Below are 20,020 nucleotides of genomic sequence, written 5' to 3' on the forward strand. Positions count from 1 at the left end.
GTCGCGAGCAGGTGCTCGGTGGGGTGCAGCGGAGGGCGGGGGCTCGGAGTGGGGTTCTCCGTGCCCCCGCCCTCCAACGCGGCGACGTGCCCCGCCGAGTGCCGCGCAGCACGCAGGGAAGTGAGAGACGTGCCCAGTCGTCCGGGGCAGGCCGGGAAGCTGCTCCCGCCCTGCCCCGGATCCGGTGGGCCTGAATACTTGACGATGTAAATTAAGGGCACCTAGGCTCGGCGAGGTCCGCTCACTCCTCCCCCGAGGGACCACATCGTGCTCAACTCCACCAGACGCCGTACCGCCGCGGCCGTGCTGGCCTCCGTCGCCCTGGTGTCGACGGCCGCCGCCATCGCACCGGCCGACGCGGCCCAACCGACCACCGTCCAGCCCGGCCCCAAGCCGGCGCTGGTCGAGCCCGACTCCGCGTTCCAGGGCACGCCCGACCTGACCTCGTCGGCCAAGACGCCGGCGACGTACCCGCAGGTCGCCGCGAAGCCCTACATGGGCTGGAGCAGCTGGAGCCTGCAGTCCACCAACTACCCGGGCGTCAACCCGGACGGCCCGGGCAGCTTCATCAGCGAGAAGAACATCCTCACCCAGGCCCACGCGATGGCGACCAAGCTCAAGCCGTACGGCTACGAGTACATCAACATCGACGCTGGCTGGCAGCTCGGCGGTGACGAGTACGGCCGGCCGGTCGCCAACCCGAAGCGGTTCCCGCGCGGGATGAAGGCGGTCGGCGACGACCTCCACAAGCTCGGCCTGAAGTTCGGCATCTACACCGTCGTCGGCCTCGGCTTCGACGTGTACCGCGACGGCAACACGCCGATCTACGACGCGCCCGGCTGCTTCACCCGCGACATCGTCTATCCCGACCTGCGCACGACGAACGGCTGGGACCAGGCGTACAAGATCAACTACGAGAGCCCGTGCGCGCAGAGGTACGCGAACTCGATCGTGAACCTGTTCGCCAGCTGGGGCGTCGACTTCATCAAGATGGACGGCGTCGGCCCGGGCTCGTGGAAGGGCGCCCCGGACGACCCGGACCACAACAACACCGAGGACGTCGAGGCCTGGTGGCGCGCTGTGCAGAACGCCGACCGCCCGATGATGTACACGCTGTCGTGGTCGCTCAGCCACCGGTACGCCGACGTCTGGAAGCAGAACTCGAACGGCTGGCGGATCGACACCGACGTGGAGTGCTACTGCGACACCATCGTCCGCTGGGACGGCTCGGTCAAGCAGCGCTGGTGGGACCTGCCGCAGTGGATCGACGACGCCGGGCCGGGGCACTGGAACAACCTGGACGCGATCAACGTCGGAGTCGGCGAGATGGACGGCCTGAACGAGGCCGAGCGGCAAAGCTACATGACGTTCTGGGCGATCAACGCGGCCCCGCTGTTCGTCGGTGACGACATGACCAAGCTGGACGCCTACGGCCTGAAGCTGCTGACGAACCGCGAGGTCATCGCGATCAACCAGTCCGGCACCCCGGCCCGCCCGCTGAACCAGGACCAGCTCCAGCAGGTCTGGTACGCCGGGAACGCCGACGGCAGCGTCACGGTCGGCCTGTTCAACCTGGCCGAGACCCCGGCCACGGTGACCGGCGACTTCGACCAGCTCGGCATCACCGGCGAGGCGACCGTCCGCGACGTCTGGGCCGACCGCGACAGCCGCAACGTCTCCGGGCAGGTCAGCGCCTCGCTCCCGGCCCACGGCTCGAAGCTCTACAAGATCGTCCCGGACAGGAGTAGCCACCCGGGCAAGCCGGCCGACCTCACCGCGACCGACGTGAGCCGCACCACCGTGTCGCTCAGCTGGCAGCCGAGCACCGGCGCGCCGGAGTACAAGGTGTTTGCCAACGGCAAGCAGGTGGCGACGAGCACCGGGACGACAGCTGTCGTGACCGGGCTGCTGCCGCAGACGCAGTACACGTTCACGGTGACGGGTGTGAAGAAGGGCCGGACGTCGGAGGCGAGCGCACCGGTCACCATGTTCACCTCGAAGTCGGGCGGACCGGTGAGGTACGAGGCCGAGGCGTCGACGAGCACGCTGACCGGGAACGCCGGGACCTCCGGCTGCAACCTCTGCTCGGGCGGCCAGAAGATCGGCAACATCGGCTACGACGCGTCGGTGACGCTGAACGGGATCACCGTGCCGGCGACCGGGACGTACCTGGTGAAGATCGCCTACACCGACGGCGACACCAGCCGGCAGAGCATGCTCACCGTCAACGACGCCGACAGCTACTGGGTGAACTACCACGGCCTCGGCGACAACGACTGGGGAACGCCGCAGGTGACCTACCTGCCGATGAGGCTCCAGGCCGGAGCGAACTCGATCAAGGTGCACAACCCGGGCGGCTACATCGCCGACATCGACTGGATCACCGTTTGAGGTCCGTGGGGCCGGCCTTCCCTGGGGCCGGCCCCACGCCTTTACTGGACCAATGAGCAGCTACCCCGAACCGCTGGTCCCGCCCGGCTCCACGGCCCCGGCCCCGCGACGGATCCGGGCGACGCTCGACGGTCGCGTCGTCCTGGACACGACGGACGCGATCTACCTGTGGGAGTTCCCGCCGTACCCGCAGTACTACGTCCCGCTGGCGGACGTGGCCGACGGCCTGCTGACCGACACCGGCGAGACCAAGACGTTCGGCCACGGCGTCGCCCGCGTGCACACCGCCGGGTCGGGTAAGGCCTGGCTGTACGACGACGGGATCGCGAAGGACCGGGTCCGGTTCCAGTGGGACGCGCTGGAGAGCTGGTTCGAGGAGGACGAGGAGATCTTCGTCCATCCCCGCAACCCGTACGCGCGCTGCGACGCGATCCGCACCGGCCGGCACGTCCGGGTCGAACTGGACGGCACTATCCTCGCCGAGTCCAGCTCGACCGTCATCGTGTTCGAGACCGGGCTGCCGCCCCGGTACTACTTCCCGCGGACCGAGGTCGCCTTCGAGCACCTCACGCCGAGCGACACCCGGACGGCGTGTCCGTACAAGGGACGCACGACGGCGTACTGGAACGCCGGCGACCGGCCCGACCTCGCCTGGTCCTACGACTTCCCGACCGCTTCCCTCGTGCCGATCGCCGGTCTTGTCGCCTTCTTCGACGAGAAGGTCGACACCTTCATCGACGGCGTGCGGCAGGAGCGCCCGGTCACCCCGTTCTCGGACTGAGCGCAGAGATCAGTTGGTGGAACGCCGGGCACTCGGTGAAGTCGGGTTGGTCGCAGGTCAGGGCGTGCTCGATCAGTCGCTTGGACTCGTGGGCCTCACGGATCTGCTCGTCGAGGGCGGCGTCCTGCTCGGCCAGGATCCGTCGCCGCTCGGGTCCGCCGGGCGCCTCGAACATCCGGCGGATCTGCTCGAGGCTGAGGCCGGCCGCCTTGGCCCGCTGGATCATCACCACACGGGCCACGTGCGACTCGTCGTACCGGCGTTGACCGCCGACGCGAGCGGCGGGAGTGAGCAGTCCCTGGTCCTCCCAGTGCCGCAGGACGTGGGTCGCCAGGCCGAAGCGGCCCGCCAGTTCGTCGATGCCGAACATCAGATCGCCGACGTCACGCCGCCGTCCATGGTGATGATCGCGCCGGTGACGTAACTGGCCGCCGGCGAGGCCAGGAAGACCGCGACGTTGGCGACCTCGGCCGGCTCGGCCGCGCGGCCCATCGGGATCTCGGCGACCATCTCGGCCAGCAGTTCGTCCTTCGGCCGGCCACTGGCCCGGACCGCGGCCTCGAGCCCCTCGTCGACCCGGGCGGTCCGGGTCATGCCGGGATTGATCACGTTCACCCGGACGCCCTGAGCGGCGTACGCCTTGGCGTAGCCGACCGACGCCAGCATCAGTGCCGCGTTGGCCGCGCCGCCGCCGATGTGCAGCGGGTTCGCGGCCCGGCCGCCCTGGCCGACGACGTTCACGATCGCGCCGCTGCCACGCTCGGCCATCTGCCGGATGACCGCCTCGGTCGCGTGCATGTAGGTGAAGTACTTCGCCTCCATCGCGGCGTGCAGCGCCACGCTGTCGAGCTCGTCGACCGGTGTCCGACGGGCCGCGCCGGCACAGTTGACCAGGATGTCCGGTACGCCGATCCGCGCGAACGCCGCCCTGGTCGCGTCGGCGTCGGTGAGGTCGACCGCGGCGACGTCGTACCGCAGTCCCCGGGCGGCGAGCTCCTCCTGCGCCTTCACCAGATTGCCGGGATCACGGGAGATCCCGGTCACCTGCGCACCCTCACGGGCCAGGGCCTCCGCACAGGCCAGACCGATGCCCTTGCTGGCTCCGGTCACGACCGCGGTCCGGCCGGACAGTTGCAGGTCCACTCGTGGTCTCCTTCTCGTCCGCACTCGCCTCGGAAGTCTACGGCGCGGTGTCGATGCCCTGAGCAATCGTCACCTTTCGACGTGGGGGCCGTGGGCAACGAATCCGGACTTTCGCTGTTCCGGCCTTGAACAGGCCAGTACGATGAGTAATCAGATCGACACTCTTTGTTTCGACGCCTGATGCCCGAGCTCTTGGCCCTGAGCACCGACGCCGGAGGGAACCCGTGCCGACCATGTCCACTTCTCATTCCCCGCCCGTCTCCAGTCCTGCGCCCGAAGGCAGCTCTACCTGGAAGTCAGTTCTTCACCACGACCTGCCGGCCTCGCTGGTGGTCTTCCTGATCGCAGTCCCGCTCTCTCTTGGGATCGCCGCCGCGTCCGGCGCCCCGCTGATCGCCGGCCTGGTGGCCGCGGTCGTCGGCGGGGTCGTCGCCGGAGCGCTTGGCGGCTCCGCGCTGCAGGTCAGCGGCCCGGCCGCCGGCCTCACCGTGGTCGTCGCCGGCCTCGTCAGCCAGTTCGGCTGGGCCGCGACCGCCGGCATCACCTGCGCCGCCGGCCTCTTGCAGATCCTGCTGGGCGTCACCCGGATCGGGCGACTCGCTCTCTCTCTTTCGCCCGCTGTGGTGCACGGCATGCTCGCAGGGATCGGCGTCACCATCGCCGTCCAGCAGCTGCACGTGGTGCTCGGCGGGCAGGCGCAGAGCTCGTTGGTCGCCAACCTGGCGGAGCTGCCCGGTCAGCTCGTGGCACACCACCCGCACTCGGTGCTGGTCGGCGTTCTGACCGTCGTCATCCTGCTGGTCTGGCCACGATTGCCCAAGGTCAGGGCGGTTCCCGCGCCGCTGGTCGCGGTGGTCGCCGTGACCGCGCTCGCGGCTGTCTTCATGGTCGACGTCACCCGCGTCGACCTTCCGGACCAGCCGCTGCAGGAGCTGGTGCTGCCCGCGATGCCTGCCGGCGCACCGATGGAGATCATCACCGCCGTACTCACGGTCGCGCTGGTCGCGAGTGTGGAGTCGCTGTTGTCGGCCGTTGCCGTGGACAAGCTCCATCGCGGCAGGCGGAGCAACCTCGACCGCGAACTGATCGGGCAGGGGGCCGCGAACGCGGTCTCCGGCGTACTCGGTGGGATGCCGGTGACCGGCGTGATCGTGCGCAGTTCCACCAACGTCGCGGCCGGTGCGCGCAGCCGGGCGTCGGCGATCATGCACGGCATCTGGATCGCCGCGTTCGTCCTCGCGGCCGGCGCCATGCTCGAGCTCATCCCGATGGCCGCGCTGGCCGGCGTACTCCTGGTCATCGGCTTGCGCCTGGTCCAGCTCGCGCACATCCGGACGTTGCGCCGGCACGACGAGCTGCTCGTGTACGTCGTCACCGCGGCCGGTGTCGCCGTACTCGGACTGGCCGAGGGCGTCCTCACCGGCCTGGTGCTGGCGCTGGCTCGCGTGCTGTACCGACTCGCGCGGGCGACTGTCACCGCGACCGAGGAAGACGGGCTGTGGACCGTGCGGATCCGCGGGACGCTGGTCTTCCTGGGCGTCTCGTCGCTGGTCCGGACGCTGCGGACGATCCCGGCGGGCGCCCGGGTCCGGCTCGACCTCGAGGTCGACCACCTCGACCACGCGGCGTACGAGGCGATCGAGGACTGGCGCCGCGGACATCTCGCGCGCGGCGGAACGGTCGAGCTCAACCGGGTGGCGTTCCGGGCCGTCATGCACACCGCTCCCGCCCGCCGGCTGCTGCCCTGGCAGCGACACGTCATCGCCGAGCCCGACCAGCGGGTGTCGATGCTCGACGGGATCCGCGAGTTCGAGGCGTCCGCCGGCGAGATCCGGCCGATGCTGGCGAGGCTGGCGGCCGACGGACAGCGCCCGGCGCACCTGTTCATCACCTGCGCGGACTCCCGGATCGTGCCGAACATGATCACCACGAGTGGTCCGGGCGACCAGTTCTGCGTCCGCAACATCGGCAACCTGGTCCCGCCGAAGGGGTCGAACAGCAACTCCGTGGACGCCGCGATCGAGTACGCCGTCGAGGTTCTCGGCGTGCGGTCGATCGTGGTCTGCGGCCACTCCCACTGCGGTGCCGCCGCGGCCGCGCTGGAGGCGACCGTCCCGTCCGGCTCCGGCCTGCAGAACTGGCTGCGCCACCTGGAGCCCTCGGTACGCCGTGCCGTCGGACTGCCCGACATCGTCGACCCGGCCACCGGCGCGACCCTGTCCCCGGCCGACAAACTGTCCGTCGCGAACGTCGGCGTCCAGCTGGCGAACCTGCGCAGCTTCGCCTGCGTCCGGACGGCGGAGGCGCAAGGACGGCTCGAGCTGATCGGGCTGTGGTTCGACATCGGCGCGGCCGCGGCCCGGCTGGTCCTCGATCGTGAGCCCTATCTGGTCCGCGCCGACGAGGAGCTGGCCACCGCCGGCACGTTGTCCGAACGCTGATCGAGCCCGGCGGTTGCGCTCTTCGGGCGCACCCGCCGCGGGTCGAAGATCAGCAGCAGCGGCAGGGCCAACGCGATCGCGACCACGCCGTCGAGCCAGTAGTGGTTGGCGGTGACCACGACCACGGCGAGCGTCAGCACCGGGTGCGCGATCCAGAGCCACCGCAGGCGCGAACGCGTCGACCGGATCAGGAACACCGCGATCATGAACGCCCAGCCGACCTGCAGACTCGGCATCGCGGCGAACTACCTGGGCGAAATCCTGTGCGGCCTCGGAACTCCGCGATCGCCCGACTGACGAGTCTGCCGCGGGCCCTCGGCGCGTGTGCGGTCCTCTTCGCGCCGACCGCCGTACGGCTGAGGCGTCAGCCGACCGCCGTCACCAACTGATCGAGGCGTCGAGCGCGGTGGCCTCGACCCGCAGTCGGCGGTCGGACGGCAGTTCGTCGTACGTGGGGTGGTCGACGACTACGACCGGGGTGGCGAGGCCGTAGAGCTCGTGGGCCACCAGGGCGCCGAGGGCGATGATCGTGTCCGGGCGGGCGAGGATGATCGCGGCGGGCGCGGTGTGCGTGCGAATCTGCTCGGCGAGCACGCTGGAGGCCGAGCTGGATCCGCGGCCGGACTCCATCACCAGGACGCGGCCGGCCAGGATCGCGCCGCATTGTGGATGGTGCGCGTCGACGATCCGGCCATGTTCGTCGGTGCCGCCCCAGAACGACAACGGCGCGGTCAACCGGACGGTCTCGCCGGAGGCGGTACCGGGGTGGAGGGTGCGTGCGTGGATCATGCGCCGAGCTCGTGCAGGACGACGCGACCCTCGCGGGCGGACGCGACGCACTCTTCGAGCGAGCCCAGGACGACATCGACGTTGAGATTCCCGGGCGCGTAGTGCGCCCACTTGCCGGAGTTCGTCATCACGTTCGTCCAGGCCGGCGACAAGATCGACGTCACGTAGGTGCAGGTGTCCACGACAACCGTGACGCCGGCGGACTCGAGCGTGCGCAGTACGCCGGTCTCCTCGGCTCGCGCCCGCGTCGCCCGCCCGGTCGACAGGTAAAAGGCGAGTCTCACCGGTGGTCCGTCGCGCAGCAGTCCGGCGAGCCGCTCGCATTCGGCGTACGACGCGTGCGGCGTGCCCACGCTGACCGCGTCGAGCTCGCCCGACGCGCTGGTCGACAATCGGCGCCGCGTGGCCCGCAGCGTCTCGAGGTCTACGTCGTACCGCGGCAGGTGATCGAGCGATCCGGTCGGAGCCTCGGGAGTGACTCCGACCGCGTGGAAGAGCGCGACTCCGCCGGCCGACGCGGCCGCGGCGCCGAACGCCTTCAGGTTGTCCTCGCTCACGTCCCCCGGAATCCCCACCAGCACCGGGATCTGGCCACCGGCGAGCGAGCCGACGTGGTGACCCAGCAACGGATACGCGAGCTCCGACCGCAGGAACCGTTCACCGAGCCGGCGGCAGTCGACGACCACGGTCCCGCGCCGGGCCTCGGTCGTCTGCAGCCCGGAGTACGGCGCTCGCCCGGTGATCGCGGCGCAGATGTCGACGAAGTCGCCGTACCGGTCCGTGCGGGCTCCGAGAACGGAGTTGGCGAAGACGACTGCGTTCGACTCGGCCCACGCGACGTGCTCACCGACCCCGGGCCTACCCGGGAGTTGGTACGGCGCGCACGTCCACGTCGGCGTGCACCCGAGGTCGACGTACGCCGCCATCAGTTCGCGACCGCGGACGGCGATCTCGCGTTCGGCGTCGGTGGTGGTGCGGACCAGGCCGGGATGCAGCAGATCCATCGACCCGACGTTCAGCGTGGTCGGCACGCGCACCTTCGCGCCGAGACCGGCCAGGGTGTGGGCGAAGTCCAGGCTGACCTGGCCGTGGTACAGGCAGGAGTCGACGTGCGCGGACGTGATCTCGACCAGGCGGGGTGCACCCCCCAGGCGGGCCAGGCTGACGATCACCCGCATCGCCAGCGCGACACCATCCCCGTCCTGACCGCCGAGCAGGCGTTCTTCCTCGGCGGTCAGACGAAGATTGTCCACAATTCGAAAACTACCTCGTTCAGACCGTGAGCCGGCGCGAGGCCACCAGCGCACCTGCCTGATAGCCGTCGGCCCGGAGCAGCTGGCCCGGCGTGACGTCGAGGATGTCGATGCTCAGCGGCGCGCCGGTCAGGTCCTCCGAGCTGATCGGCCGGCCCTCCAGGTAGAGGTCGACCCGGTCGATGCCTTCCACGTCCAGCTTGACCGTCAGCGTCGTACCGCTGAACGACGTGGTCACGTCGAGACGCCGGAACGGCATTGCCGCCAGCAACGACCCGGCCTTGTTCAGCAGGTCGACGTTGCCGTCGAGCAGGTCCGCCCGGGTCATCTTGTGCGTCTCGTGCGGCCGGATGCCGAGGTCCTCGACCGGGGTGCCGGACAGGTCGCCGACGCGCAGCGTGCGGCGGATCGAGACCCGCATGTTCGCGCCGTTCGGCAGCGCTTCGTACGGCGAGGTCGGGTCCGGTGGCGGCGGCTCGTTCAGCAGCGCGGCCAGCAGGCCGTGCGTCCACACGTTCGCACCGCCCGCGCCGGTGTTGTCGTCGACGCCGAGGATGATGCCGATCTCGTGGTCGGCGAACCCGGCGGCGAAGATGTCGGTCGCCGAGTACACCCGGGCGTCGGTGATCAGCACGGCCGGGCCGTGGTACGTCTGGCCGATGTCGTTCGCGCCCTCCTCGGGCGTGATCGGCTTCGCGGCCGAGAACGACGCCCCGGTCTCGGTCGCCAGGTCGAGCGAGTCGAACCACGGACCGAGATCGATCCCGGCCGGGTTGTCCTTGTGCCGGCGGCAGATCCGCAGGTTGAGCGGCGTACTGATGAACTGCACCGGCTCCGGCGAGATGCGCCGCGGTGTCAGCGTCTGCAAGGTGAACTCGCTGGCGTAGATGTGGCCGCCGCCGTTGTCGCGGACGTCGACGATCAGACCACGCTGCGGCAGCAGACCGGCCAGCCGGACGAACTCGTCCCGGAAGGCGACCGGCTCCTGCACGCTGAAGGTGAAGATCCGCAGGTGACCGAAGGTCCCGGACGGAGTGACCACCTCGCGGGCACGGAACACGCCCGGCATCGTGGTCGGGAGGTCCGCACCGCCCACCGCGGCCGGCGTACTCAGCTCGGCCGAGCTCTGGCCGCCCTCCAGCTCGACCACGTCGCGGACGTAGAGCGCCTTCTTCGCCCGGGCCTTCTCGTCGGAGTCCAGGTCGAGACCCATCGCGGCGGACGTCTCGCTGATCGAGTCCAGATCGGTCATCGGCGGCAGGTTCGCGGTCACCTTCCACTGCTCGCGCAGTTCCTGGGTCGAGCCGTCGAGACCGACGTAGGTGAGGTTCACCCAGTCCTCGTCCGGCGGTGACTGGATCACCAGCGGCCGCAGCGTCAGCGATTCCAGGCCGCGGGCGAGGTTGGCCGCGTCGTTGCTGCCCGCGAACTGCGCGCCGTTCAGGGCGACGGCGCGGGCGATCGGCGTACCGTTCCAGTGCGTCACCTCGGCTCCAGGCCCGAACTGCGGAGCCGAGTACCCGGTGACCGTCCGGGTCACCAGATAGTGCTCCCGGCCGCCCTCGTCGTAGCACTTCTCGATCATGAACGGCAGGTACGCGATCTTCCCGGCGAACGGCGCCGGCAGCAGGTAGTTGGTGTGCAGGTCACGGACCGAGTGGAAGATGCTCGACATCTGCCGGTGGAACATCCACTCGGGCTCCATCGTCTCGGCGGTCTGACGTTCCATCCGCGACCGCATCACCCGCAGCCGCTGCAGCGGGTTGACCGCGTGCATCGCTGCCTTGAGCGGCAGGTGCACGTAGTTCTGGTCGAGCAGCAGCAACGCCTGATCGACCAGCAACTTCCGCTGACCGATCGTCAGCGTACCGGCCGACGCGAGGAACTGCGGCAGCGGTACGGCGGCCGCGCCCTCGACCTCGACGGCCCGGGTCCTGGTGGTGCCGCTGATCGCCTGCCGGGCCGCGCGCTTGGTGGCGGTGGTCGCCCTCGCCGGCGCCTTCTTGGCGGTGCTGGTCTTCTTGGCGGTACTCGTCTTCTTGGCCGTGCTGGACTTCCTGGCGGCGCTGGTCTTCTCGGCAGTGCTCGTCTTCTTGGCGGCGCTGGTCTTCTTGGCGGCGCTGGTCTTCTTGGCAGTGCTTGCCTTCTTGGCAGTGCCGGCCCTCCTGGCGCTGCCGGTCTTGCTGCCGGCACTCGCTGTCGTGCCTCCCCCGGTGGCGATCGACTTCGCAGCGCTGGTCTTCTGGGCGGTGGCCTTCTTCGCCGTCGTCTTCGTGGCAGTGGACTTCATCGTGCGTGGCTGTGACATCTCTCCCCCAATGCGGCAGCCCTCCCCGGGCCGCGATCCCTCCACCGTCGTCCGCGCACCTCGTGATGTCAACGTGTCCGAGAGGTTGACCACCTGACTGCAAGGATGGGGTGGTGAACGAGGTCTGGGACAGCTTGACGTCGGTGCAGCCGGAGCCGTCGCTGCGGGTGGTGATCGGCACCGGGATCGCCGCGCTGCTGCTGATCGCGTGGCGGCCGGTCTGGCGGCACACGCGGCAGGTGGTGACGATCGCGCACGAGGGCGCGCACGGCCTGATCGCGGCGCTGGTCGGCCGGAAGCTGGCCGGCATCCGCCTGCACTCCGACACATCCGGCGTCACGGTGTCGCGCGGCCATCCCACCGGCCCGGGGATGATCGCCGTACTGCTGGCGGGTTATCCCGGCCCGGCGCTGTTCGGCCTGGCGGCGGCGTTCGTGCTCAGTCGTGGGTACGCCGTTGCGCTGCTCTGGGGACTGTTGCTCGCGCTGGTGATCCTGTTGCTGCAGATCCGCAACCTGTACGGGCTGTGGTCGGTTCTCGTGTTCGGTGGAGGCGTGTTCGCCGTGTCCTGGTGGGGATCGGCGGCCGTCCAGTCCGCCTTCGCCCATCTGCTCACGTGGTTCCTGCTGCTCGCCGCGCCACGCGCCGTACTGGAGCTGCAGCACTCGCGGCGTGGTGGCGGCGGCCGTAGCTCCGATGCGGATCAGCTTCGGCGACTGACCGGCGTACCGGCGTTGATGTGGGTCGGCGTGTTCGGCCTGGTGACGCTCGGGTGCCTGGCAGTGGGCGTCGTCTGGTCGGGTGTGCCGGCCGACTTGGGAGGCGGGCCCTAGGCCGGTGGTGGCAGTGTCACGCCGAAGCCGGTGACGGCCAGGCGGAGCAGCACCTGTCCGGGGCGGAGGAGGTCGGCGATCTTCGCGGCGCTGAGCAGCTCGAGCTCGGCGAGCCGGGTCGCGTACGCCGCTGAACCGTCGAGCCGGGCGCGTTGCAACTCGGCCGTGTTGTGCCAGACCTTCTGCCGGGACTCGCGCAGGAATCGCCGGGAGGCCCGCCGGTTGAGCGGCGTGAGGACACGGTCGAGCAGGCTCCGGGCCCCGCCGAGCGCGTTGTCCTCGGCACTGACCCGCTCCGCGAGTACGCCGTCGATCCGCTCGTGATCGCGGCGGCGCCGCTGCATCAGCTGTGGATCCGTGAAGTCGTCGTCGCTGATCACGGCCAGCAGTGCCTGCGGCAGGTCGTAGTTGACGTGCGCGTTGATGCCGAGCAGAACGTGCAACAAGGGCGGCAGGTCCGCCGGCGCGTCGAAGGCCAGCCGCCACGGTCGCGCTGCGCTGTGGGCCGCGTCATGGGCGTCCAGGTAGAGCTCGGCGAACTTCACGTCCCAGTCCTCGACCCACTCCGGATCCTCGAAGCGGCCGTGCTCGATCGCCGTACCGACCGTTTGGGTGGTACGGAGGTAGGTGGCCAGGAAGATCCGCCGGTGGTGCAGCTCGGCCGGCAGCCCGTCCAGCCGTCGCTGCAGGCGCTCGACGACGTCGTCGATCCCGTCAGTCATCGGACTACTTCCGGGCAGCGGCGTACTCCGCTCCCCGGACAGCGGTCGGGATCAGGCCCGGCCGCCGGCGATCGGGCGTCCTCGCTGGGCGACGCCCGGGCCGCCGTACGGGTAGTCGGCCGCGCCTGGGTCGCTGGCCTGGTCGAGCTTCGTGGTCTCGTCCTCGGTCAGGTGCAGGTCGGCCGCGGCGAGGTTGTCGTCGAGCTGCTCGAGTGTGCGCGCACCGAGGATGACCGAGGTGACCGCGGGCCGGTCGACCAACCACGCGAGCGCGACCTGGGCCATCGAGATTGCGCGGGCCTCGGCGATCTCCCGGACGGCGTCGACGACGGCGCGGACGCGCTGGTTGCGGCTGCGGCGGTGCCAGGACTCGACCCCGCGGTCCGGGTTCTCGCCCAGGCGGGTCGCGCCGGTCGGCTCCTCGTCGAACGAGTACTTCCCGGTCAGCCAGCCGCCACCCAGCGGCGACCACGGCAGCAGGCCGAGGCCGTTCTCCTGCGCGGCCGGGACGATCTCCCACTCGATCTCCCGGACCAGCAGGTTGTACTGCGGCTGCAGCGTGACCAGCCGCGACCAGCCACGGCGGTCGATCAGGTCGCACGCCTTCTGCAGCTGCCACCCGGTGAAGTTCGACAGGCCGCCGTACCCGATCTTGCCCGCCCGGACGGCGTCCTCGAGGAAGCTCAGCGTCTCCTCGAGCGGGGTGACCGGGTCCCAGGCGTGCAACTGGTAGAGGTCGACGTGGTCGACGCCGAGCCGGCTGAGCGACTGGTCGAGCGCCCGGCGCAGGTGCCGGCGGGAGGTGCCGACGTCGTTGGGCGAGTCGCCAGTCGGGAACCTGCCCTTGGTCGCGAGCACGACGTCGTCGCGGGCCGAGCTCTTCGCCAGCCAGCGCCCGACGATCTCCTCGGACACACCGGCGCTGTATACATCGGCGGTGTCGACGAAGTTGCCACCGGCCTCGACGTACCGGTCCAGCTGCGCGTGCGAACCGGCCTCGTCGGTCTCGTTGCCGAACGTCATGGTGCCGAGCGCGTAGGTGGAGACGACGGCGCCGCTCGCGCCCAGAGTGCGGTATTCCACAATTGCTCCTCGTTGTCCGGACAAGCCTTGCTGCCCACCTTAGGTCGTGGCTGGAACTGTCCACGCGCCGAGCTAGGTTGGCGTCCATGAAGACGAGTGAACTGCTGATCGACGCACACAGCCGGGCCCAGGAGGTGGTGCACGACGTCGTGGAGGGTCTCGACGAGAAGTCGCTGACCACCCGGCCGGGCGGGAAGGCCAACTCGATCGCGTGGCTGGTCTGGCACCTGACGCGCGTGCAGGACGACCACCTGGCCGACGCCGGCGGCCACGAACAGGTCTACTCCGCGGACGGCTGGCACGAGCGGCTCGGCCTCCCGCTCGACGCCGCCGACACCGGCTACGGGCACACGCCGGAGCAGGTCGCCCAGGTCAGGCTGTCGGCCGAGCAGCTGCTGGGGTACTACGACGCCGTGCACACCCGTACGGCCGAGTTCCTGAAGTCGGTCACCGACGAGAGTCTGGACCGGATCGTCGACCGCCGGTGGAACCCGCCGGTCACGCTCGGCGTGCGCCTGGTCAGCGTGATCAACGACTGCGACCAGCACGCCGGCCAGGCGGCGTACGTGAAGGGACTGATCAGCTGAGCCTGATCAGTCACAGCCTGGTCAGTTGAGCCTGGTTTTCCACAGCGACGTGCCGGCGATCAAGTAGAGCTCGCCGGAGTCGGTGAGCGCGGCATCGGTCACGAGGCCTTCCGGCCCGGCGGCCGACTCCCGCACCGTCCAACTGCCGTCGTGCCCGCTGACCACCTTCGCCTTGTTGTCCTGCGCAACGATCTGGACGATCTCGTCACCGACGACCATCGGCGGCGGCAGTTCGTCCTTGTCCCCGACCGGGATCGCCGGCACTCCGCTCATCCGCTTCGCGGGCCCGCTGCGCTCCACGTGCCACAGGGCCAACCGGTCGTCGACGTACCCCGAGACCAGGCAGGAAATCGGCGTACAGGACGCGGTCATCGCGTGACTGCGCTTGCCCGGGTCTGGCAGCGCCATCGCCTGCCAGCCAAAGTTGAGCTTGGCCGATCGCCAGATCGCGGCCTCCTGGGCGACCACGTTCGGTGCCAGCCTGACCTGCGACCCGACGAGGACGATGCTGTCGCCGAGCGCCGTACCGAAGCTGGGTCCGACCAGGAGGGACGGCGTACTCTGCAGCGCGGTTCTCGCCGGGTTCTGCCGGACCCACTTGGCGTCGCTCTCGGGCAGCCAGACGGCACCGTCGTTCCCGGTCTTGACACCGCCCCAGGAGCCGAGCAGCGCGCGGCCGCTCGGCGTGATGACGGCCGAGTACAGTGCGCCGGCGGTCTGCCCGCCGAACGTGTTGAACTCCTGCGGGCGCTCGGCCAGACCGCCGTCGACCGAGCCCGTCCACACCGTCCAGCGGGTGTTCGAGTGCGCCCCGCCGGCCGCGCCGCCGAGGGCGAGCAACTGCTTGCCGTCGTACGCGATCGAGTACCAGATCGCCTCGAACGCGTACGGGCTCGCCGGTGACGGCGTGACCGTGACCTGCTTGCGCTGGCCGCCCTCGAGGACGACGAGTTGCGGGTCGACCTCGGCGCCCCGGTCGCGCAGTCCGACCAGCAGTTGATCGCCGTGTCCGGTGAGCGTGACGGGCTCGGCGCCGACGTCGACCTCGGTCCAGGTCACCGACGGCGTGGACGGCTTGCTGTCGCTGCACGCGGCCAGGGAGGCCAGGACCAGGACGAGCGCCGCGGCGACTCGACGGCGCATCAGCGGTTCTGCGGGAGCTTGGTGGTCGTCTTGCGGCCGGTCCGCGGGGCGGACGGCGGGGGTACGACGGGCCCGATGTCGCCGTCCGGGGCGACGTCGAGGTCGAGGATGACCGGAGCGTGGTCGCTCGGCCCGGTGCCCTTGCGGGCCTTGCGGTCGATCCACGCGGCCTTCACCCGGTCGGCGACCGGCTCGGTCGCGAGCATCAGGTCGATCCGCATGCCCAGGTCCTGGTGGAACATGCCCGCGCGGTAGTCCCAGTAGCTGAAGACGCGCTCGTCCGGCCACCGGTCGCGGACGACGTCGTGCAGGCCCTTCGCCGACATCAGGTCCGCCAGCGCCTGCCGCTCCGGCGCGGTCACGTGCGTCGACCCCACGTACGCCGCCGGGTCGAACACGTCGGCGTCCGTCGGCGCGATGTTCATGTCACCGCAGACGATCTGGTCGGCCGGGCCGGCCGCGACGACCTCCGTGAGGGCAGCCAGCCACGCGAGCTTGTAGTGGTAGTGCTCGGAGTCCGGGACGCGACCGTTCGGCACGTAGAGCGAGTGGATGCGGATGCCGCCACACGTTGCCGCGACCGCGCGGGCCTCCGGATGGGGAAAACCCGGTGCTTCGGCGACACCGGTGACCACGTCCTCGAGGCCCACCTTCGACAGCAGGGCGACGCCGTTCCACTGGACCTCGCCGTACAGGGCGGTCTCGTAGCCGCGCCCGGACAACTCCTCACCGAGCAAGTCGGTGAAGGCGTCGTCCGCGAGCTTCGTCTCCTGCAGACACACCACGTCGGGCTGCCGCTCGTCCAGCCACCCCAACAACCGCGGGAGGCGCTGCTTGACCGAGTTCACATTCCACGTCGCTACTCGCACCCGACCACCGTAGTCCCATATCAGCTCGTTACAGACCGACTTTGGGGGCTCTCCAGACGAGAGTGTTCCGCAGATCGGTCGACGGCCGTTCGACGCAGTTGTTGTGCCGCGGCTTGTCCCTGCGGCCCCAGGCGTCGTCCCCCAGCCACGGCGGTACGCCGAACGGCAGGTCGCGGGCCGGGACCGGCGCGTAGTCGGACTCGAGGAACTTCGGGCCGTAATTCGGCACCGCGGGATCGGCATCGGTGTCGGGGGTGACGATCCGCCGCAACTCGTCGACCGCGTCCCGCCAACCGTCCAGCAGCGCCTTCGGGTTGCGGCTGGACGGGTGCGGCACCTCGAACACCGGTACCTGCGGTTTGTCGTCCCACAGTCTCAGCGCGGACCGCGCCTGCGCCCCGAAGGCGACGATCGCCTGGAGCTGCGGGCCGGTGATCATCTCGAGCAGCGCGTTGCGCCAGGCGAGGTGATCGGGCTTCGAGAGGAGTGGCGCTGCCTGCTGCGCGCGCGACGGCAGCAGTGCGTACGCGTAGGCGTTGACGAGCGCGTAGCTGCGGGTCAGACCGACCTTCGTCAGGAGCCCCTGGACCCGCTGCCCGGCGTCCCCCACCAGGGTCCGGCCCGCGATCCGCTCGGTCGGGCCGGGGTCGGACGCGATCGCCAGCAACCGCGCGGTGCGATTCAGCCGGCCCCGGTAGAACACCGGACCCCAGTCGTGCCAGAACAGCTCCCGGAACTCCGCATAGCTGGGCACTCTCGCGAAGTGTCGCGCCACCGCCGCCGGCGGGCCCGGATCGAAGTCAGCCATCGCGAATACCTCCCCCTCGACGATTCCTGACCTACTCTCGTGAACAGGGGCGGCACGGGGATTGTAGAACGGGAGGGGCCATGTTCGTACTGCGTGGAACCGTGGCCACGATGCGGCCGGACGGACAGGTGCTCGACCAAGGCACGGTGTACGTCGGCGACGACGGATTGATCGCGGCGGTCACCCCGGGCGACGCCGTACCGGACGGCTTCGAGGACGCGCCGCGCCTCGCGGTCGGCGGCGTGATCTGTCCCGGCCTGATCGATCTGCACAACCACCTGATGTACAACAGCCTGCCGTTGTGGACGGAGCCGTCCCGGTCGAAGCCGTGGACCTCGCACAACCAGTGGGGGCGTGCGCCGACGTACAGTGCGCAGATCAGCCGGCCGGCCCGGCTGCTCGGTGCCGCCGCCGGCCGCGCGCTGCTCCGGTACGTCGAGACGCGCGCGATCATCGGCGGGACGACGTCGATCCAGGGCAACCCGCGGGGCGCCGTACCGCCGGACAACGACCTGATCCGCAACGTCGACTCGGAGAAACTCGGCACCCGGGACGACTTCGTCCGGGTCAGCACTCTCGTTGCCGACAGCAAAGAAGCGCTCGCGCCGTACGCGGCCGCGGTCGCACACGGGCGTGGGTTCATCGCGCACTCGGCCGAGGGGTCGGATCCGGAGCTGCGCAAGGAGTTCCAGCTGCTCGACGAGGTCGGCGTGGTCACGCCCCAACTGGTCGCCATCCACGGCGGCGCGCTGACCGCGGACGACTTCGCCCGGATGAACGCGGGGAGGTCGAGTCTCGTCTGGTCGCCGTTCTCGAACTACTGGCTGTACGGCGTGACCGCCGACGTGGCCGCGGCCAAGGCGGCCGGCGTGCGACTGTGCATCGGCTCGGACTGGGCGCCGTCGGGGACGCGCAACGTCCTGTGGGAGTTGAAGGTCGCGGACCTCTGGAACAAGGCACAGGCCTCGCCGGTGTTCACGGACGAGGAACTGGTGCGGTTGGCCACGTCCAACCCGGGTGCGGCGTTGTCAGGCGTCTGGCCGCATCCACTCGGCCGGATCGAACGCGGAGCACTCGCCGACCTGATCGTCGTACGCCGTTCGCACGCCGACGTCTACCGGAACCTGATCGCGGCCACGGAGTCCGACGTGCGGCTGGTCGTGATCGGCGGGCGCGCCCGCTACGGCCTGCGCTCGTTGATGAGGTCGCTCGCCCCGGCCGCGACCGCGATCTCCGTCGGGCGACTGTCCCGGTCGATCGACTACGGCGATGCTTCGGTCACCTGGAAGTCGGTGCTCACCGAGCTCGAGCAGATCCGGTCCGATCCGTCGGCGGCCGCCAACCGGGCCGCTGCGGCGTTCGCCGCGCTGGCCGCGGCGGACGAGGCCGCGTTCAACGCCGCCGTCCTCGGGTCCGGCGCCGACGGCGCCTTCGCGTCCGGCGCGGCGTTCGGCTCCGGCGACGGGGGCTTGGTCACCGGTGACTTCCCGGCGACCCTGGCGGGCACCGACACCTTCGTCCTCCTCCCGGACATGCCGGCCCCCGAGCTCGACACCGAGCTCCGCCGCCGAGGCCCCACCGGCGCCACCCCTCCGCCGGTCACCATTCCGCCGCTGGAACCGCTGACCACCGGCTCCGCGTGGTTCGACCAGGTGGACGCCAATCCGTTCCACAACGGTCTGCTCTCCGGCCTCCGTTCGTACGCCTGATTCCTCCCCGGCGCCCACGCCTTCCTCGACCGACTCGCAGCCCACCTGGCGGACGCTTCCCTCCCGGCCTGGTCAGCCCGCTACGAGGAACTAGTGCCTCGCCCGAAAACGTGGGGGTCGTAACTGTTGACGAGCGTGGTCGCGTTGGGTGCCTGCGCCGATCCTCCGCCACCTGATGGGACTGGGGCATCTGGTCAGCTGTCCCCAGTCCCGATGTGCTGTCCGCGGTTGGGGGATCCGGGCTGATGTGTGCAGTTCGACAGGAGGTGTCCGGCGATCGAGCCGGATTGCCGGTCTGCTCAGGCGTGCGTCGTCGGCAGTGGGCGCATACGTCCTGTCGAACTGCAGCCAGCGGCCGGTTACGACCTCAACGTTTCTTGACGCGGCACTAGCCACCAGGTATCGCGCCTGGTCCTGACCCCGGGCCAGGACATGCCCCGCCCGAGCACGCACCCGGATCTTCCCGCCTCTTCAGATCCATACGCCCCGGTCTGATTCCAGCACCACCCGCCTCAACCCACTCACAAGCCAGGGCCGGCGAATCCTAGTCCCATCGACGACCGATTCCCGGTTGTCCACAGGGGCAGATCCGACAACTTCACGTAGTTATCCACCGACACAAAGTCAGTGCGCTCCAGCTCCTGCAATCACGGCACTCTCTCTGACGAAGAGAGGGGAACGGATGGCCGAGCTCGACTGCGAACCCGCCGACGTCACCGCACTGGTCGCCTACCTGCGCGACATCGGCAACCACGACCTACTGACCTTGGAGGAGGTCGACGAACACTCGTACTGGATAGAAGCCGGCCTGCTGGCCGCCGAGCAGCTCGCGGCCGGTAGCCCGAGCACGCACGACCCGGCCGACCTGCAACTCGTGGTCGCCCTGGGACAGCAGTCGCGGCGCCGCATGATCGAAGGAAACCTCCGTCTGGTCGTCTCCCTCGCCAAGCGCTACACCGGCAAAGGCATCTCGCTCCTGGACCTGATCCAGGAGGGCAACATCGGCCTGATGCGCGCCGTCGAACGCTTCGACCACCGCCTCGGCCACCGCTTCTCGACGTACGCGATCTGGTGGATCCGCCAGTCGATCGGCCGCGCCATCTCCGACCGCTCCCGCCTGGTGCGAATGCCGGCCCAGGCCTACACCGACGCCTGCCGCC

General features: G+C 70.0%; 18 protein-coding genes. 7 read left to right on the forward strand and 11 right to left on the reverse strand.

The window, feature by feature from the left end; all coding sequences use genetic code 11:
• Positions 1–267: 267 nt before the first annotated feature.
• Positions 268–2,391: a fibronectin type III domain-containing protein gene (locus E1218_RS27265; RefSeq protein WP_267900330.1), complete on the forward strand. Its 2,124-nt coding sequence runs from the start codon at positions 268–270 to the stop codon at positions 2,389–2,391.
• 52 nt (positions 2,392–2,443) lie between these two features.
• Positions 2,444–3,172, forward strand: a complete 729-nt coding sequence (locus E1218_RS27270; protein ID WP_132325199.1) for a DUF427 domain-containing protein — start codon at positions 2,444–2,446, stop codon at positions 3,170–3,172.
• Here the strand turns inward: E1218_RS27270 and E1218_RS27275 are convergent.
• Both E1218_RS27275 and E1218_RS27280 read right to left on the reverse strand, forming a co-directional pair.
• Positions 3,153–3,542, reverse strand: coding sequence for a helix-turn-helix domain-containing protein (locus E1218_RS27275; RefSeq protein WP_132325201.1), 390 nt, complete (start codon positions 3,540–3,542; stop codon positions 3,153–3,155). The genes E1218_RS27270 and E1218_RS27275 overlap by 20 nt on opposite strands.
• Complete coding sequence (locus E1218_RS27280; protein ID WP_132325204.1) at positions 3,542–4,315, reverse strand: SDR family NAD(P)-dependent oxidoreductase; 774 nt, start codon at positions 4,313–4,315, stop codon at positions 3,542–3,544. Before E1218_RS27280 ends, E1218_RS27275 begins: the two co-directional genes overlap by 1 nt.
• Before the next feature lie 233 nt (positions 4,316–4,548).
• Between E1218_RS27280 and E1218_RS27285 the strand changes: the two genes are divergently transcribed.
• The gene (locus E1218_RS27285) at positions 4,549–6,756 is read left to right on the forward strand and encodes a bifunctional SulP family inorganic anion transporter/carbonic anhydrase (RefSeq protein ID WP_233712499.1); all 2,208 of its coding nucleotides are present in this window, start codon (positions 4,549–4,551) and stop codon (positions 6,754–6,756) included.
• On the opposite strand, the gene E1218_RS27290 is transcribed toward E1218_RS27285, so the two are convergent.
• The 4 genes from E1218_RS27290 to E1218_RS27305 all read right to left on the reverse strand — a co-directional run bounded on the left by E1218_RS27290 (position 6,699) and on the right by E1218_RS27305 (position 11,088).
• A complete protein-coding gene (locus E1218_RS27290; RefSeq protein ID WP_132325210.1) occupies positions 6,699–6,992 on the reverse strand; it encodes a phosphatase PAP2 family protein in 294 nt (97 codons plus the stop codon). The two genes, E1218_RS27285 and E1218_RS27290, sit on opposite strands and share 58 nt — an antisense overlap.
• A 142-nt stretch (positions 6,993–7,134) precedes the next feature.
• Positions 7,135–7,545 carry an aconitase X swivel domain-containing protein gene (locus E1218_RS27295; protein WP_132325213.1) on the reverse strand — a complete coding sequence of 137 codons (411 nt, stop codon included), beginning with the start codon at positions 7,543–7,545 and terminating at the stop codon, positions 7,135–7,137.
• Positions 7,542–8,798, reverse strand: coding sequence for an aconitase X (locus E1218_RS27300; protein WP_165949441.1), 1,257 nt, complete (start codon positions 8,796–8,798; stop codon positions 7,542–7,544). The genes E1218_RS27295 and E1218_RS27300 overlap by 4 nt, the downstream gene beginning before the upstream one ends.
• A 19-nt stretch (positions 8,799–8,817) precedes the next feature.
• Positions 8,818–11,088, reverse strand: coding sequence for a S41 family peptidase (locus E1218_RS27305; RefSeq protein WP_233712500.1), 2,271 nt, complete (start codon positions 11,086–11,088; stop codon positions 8,818–8,820).
• Positions 11,089–11,219: 131 nt separating this feature from the next.
• On the opposite strand from E1218_RS27305, the gene E1218_RS27310 reads away from it, so the two are divergent.
• A complete protein-coding gene (locus E1218_RS27310; protein WP_132325216.1) occupies positions 11,220–11,939 on the forward strand; it encodes a M50 family metallopeptidase in 720 nt (239 codons plus the stop codon).
• Here E1218_RS27310 and E1218_RS27315 read toward each other — a convergent pair.
• Positions 11,936–12,661, reverse strand: a complete 726-nt coding sequence (locus E1218_RS27315) for a DUF5995 family protein (RefSeq protein ID WP_132325219.1) — start codon at positions 12,659–12,661, stop codon at positions 11,936–11,938. The genes E1218_RS27310 and E1218_RS27315 overlap by 4 nt on opposite strands.
• Positions 12,662–12,712: 51 nt before the next feature.
• Positions 12,713–13,744 carry an aldo/keto reductase gene (locus E1218_RS27320; RefSeq protein WP_132325221.1) on the reverse strand — a complete coding sequence of 344 codons (1,032 nt, stop codon included), beginning with the start codon at positions 13,742–13,744 and terminating at the stop codon, positions 12,713–12,715.
• An 86-nt stretch (positions 13,745–13,830) separates the two neighbouring features.
• Here E1218_RS27320 and E1218_RS27325 point away from each other — a divergent pair, with 86 nt between their 5' ends.
• Complete coding sequence (locus tag E1218_RS27325; protein WP_132325224.1) at positions 13,831–14,331, forward strand: mycothiol transferase; 501 nt, start codon at positions 13,831–13,833, stop codon at positions 14,329–14,331.
• Between the two features lie 21 nt (positions 14,332–14,352).
• Here the strand turns inward: E1218_RS27325 and E1218_RS27330 are convergent, their stop codons facing one another.
• Genes E1218_RS27330 through E1218_RS27340 form a run of 3 tightly spaced genes read right to left on the reverse strand, consistent with a single transcriptional unit; the run spans position 14,353 to position 17,151 of the window.
• Positions 14,353–15,474, reverse strand: coding sequence for a hypothetical protein (locus tag E1218_RS27330; RefSeq protein WP_132325227.1), 1,122 nt, complete (start codon positions 15,472–15,474; stop codon positions 14,353–14,355).
• Positions 15,474–16,343: an exodeoxyribonuclease III gene (locus tag E1218_RS27335; protein WP_132325229.1), complete on the reverse strand. Its 870-nt coding sequence runs from the start codon at positions 16,341–16,343 to the stop codon at positions 15,474–15,476. Before E1218_RS27335 ends, E1218_RS27330 begins: the two co-directional genes overlap by 1 nt.
• Before the next feature lie 28 nt (positions 16,344–16,371).
• Entirely contained in the window at positions 16,372–17,151 is a 780-nt protein-coding gene (locus E1218_RS27340; RefSeq protein WP_132325232.1) for a uracil-DNA glycosylase family protein, read from the reverse strand.
• A gap of 80 nt (positions 17,152–17,231) precedes the next feature.
• Here E1218_RS27340 and E1218_RS27345 point away from each other — a divergent pair, with 80 nt between their 5' ends.
• Both E1218_RS27345 and E1218_RS38270 read left to right on the forward strand, forming a co-directional pair.
• Positions 17,232–18,860: an amidohydrolase family protein gene (locus E1218_RS27345; RefSeq protein WP_132325234.1), complete on the forward strand. Its 1,629-nt coding sequence runs from the start codon at positions 17,232–17,234 to the stop codon at positions 18,858–18,860.
• Between the two features lie 682 nt (positions 18,861–19,542).
• On the forward strand, positions 19,543–20,020 hold a 478-nt coding region (locus tag E1218_RS38270; RefSeq protein ID WP_132325237.1), incomplete at its 3' end, for a sigma-70 family RNA polymerase sigma factor.

This window comes from Kribbella turkmenica (assembly GCF_004348725.1).
GTDB classification, from domain to species: Bacteria; Actinomycetota; Actinomycetes; order Propionibacteriales; family Kribbellaceae; genus Kribbella; species Kribbella turkmenica.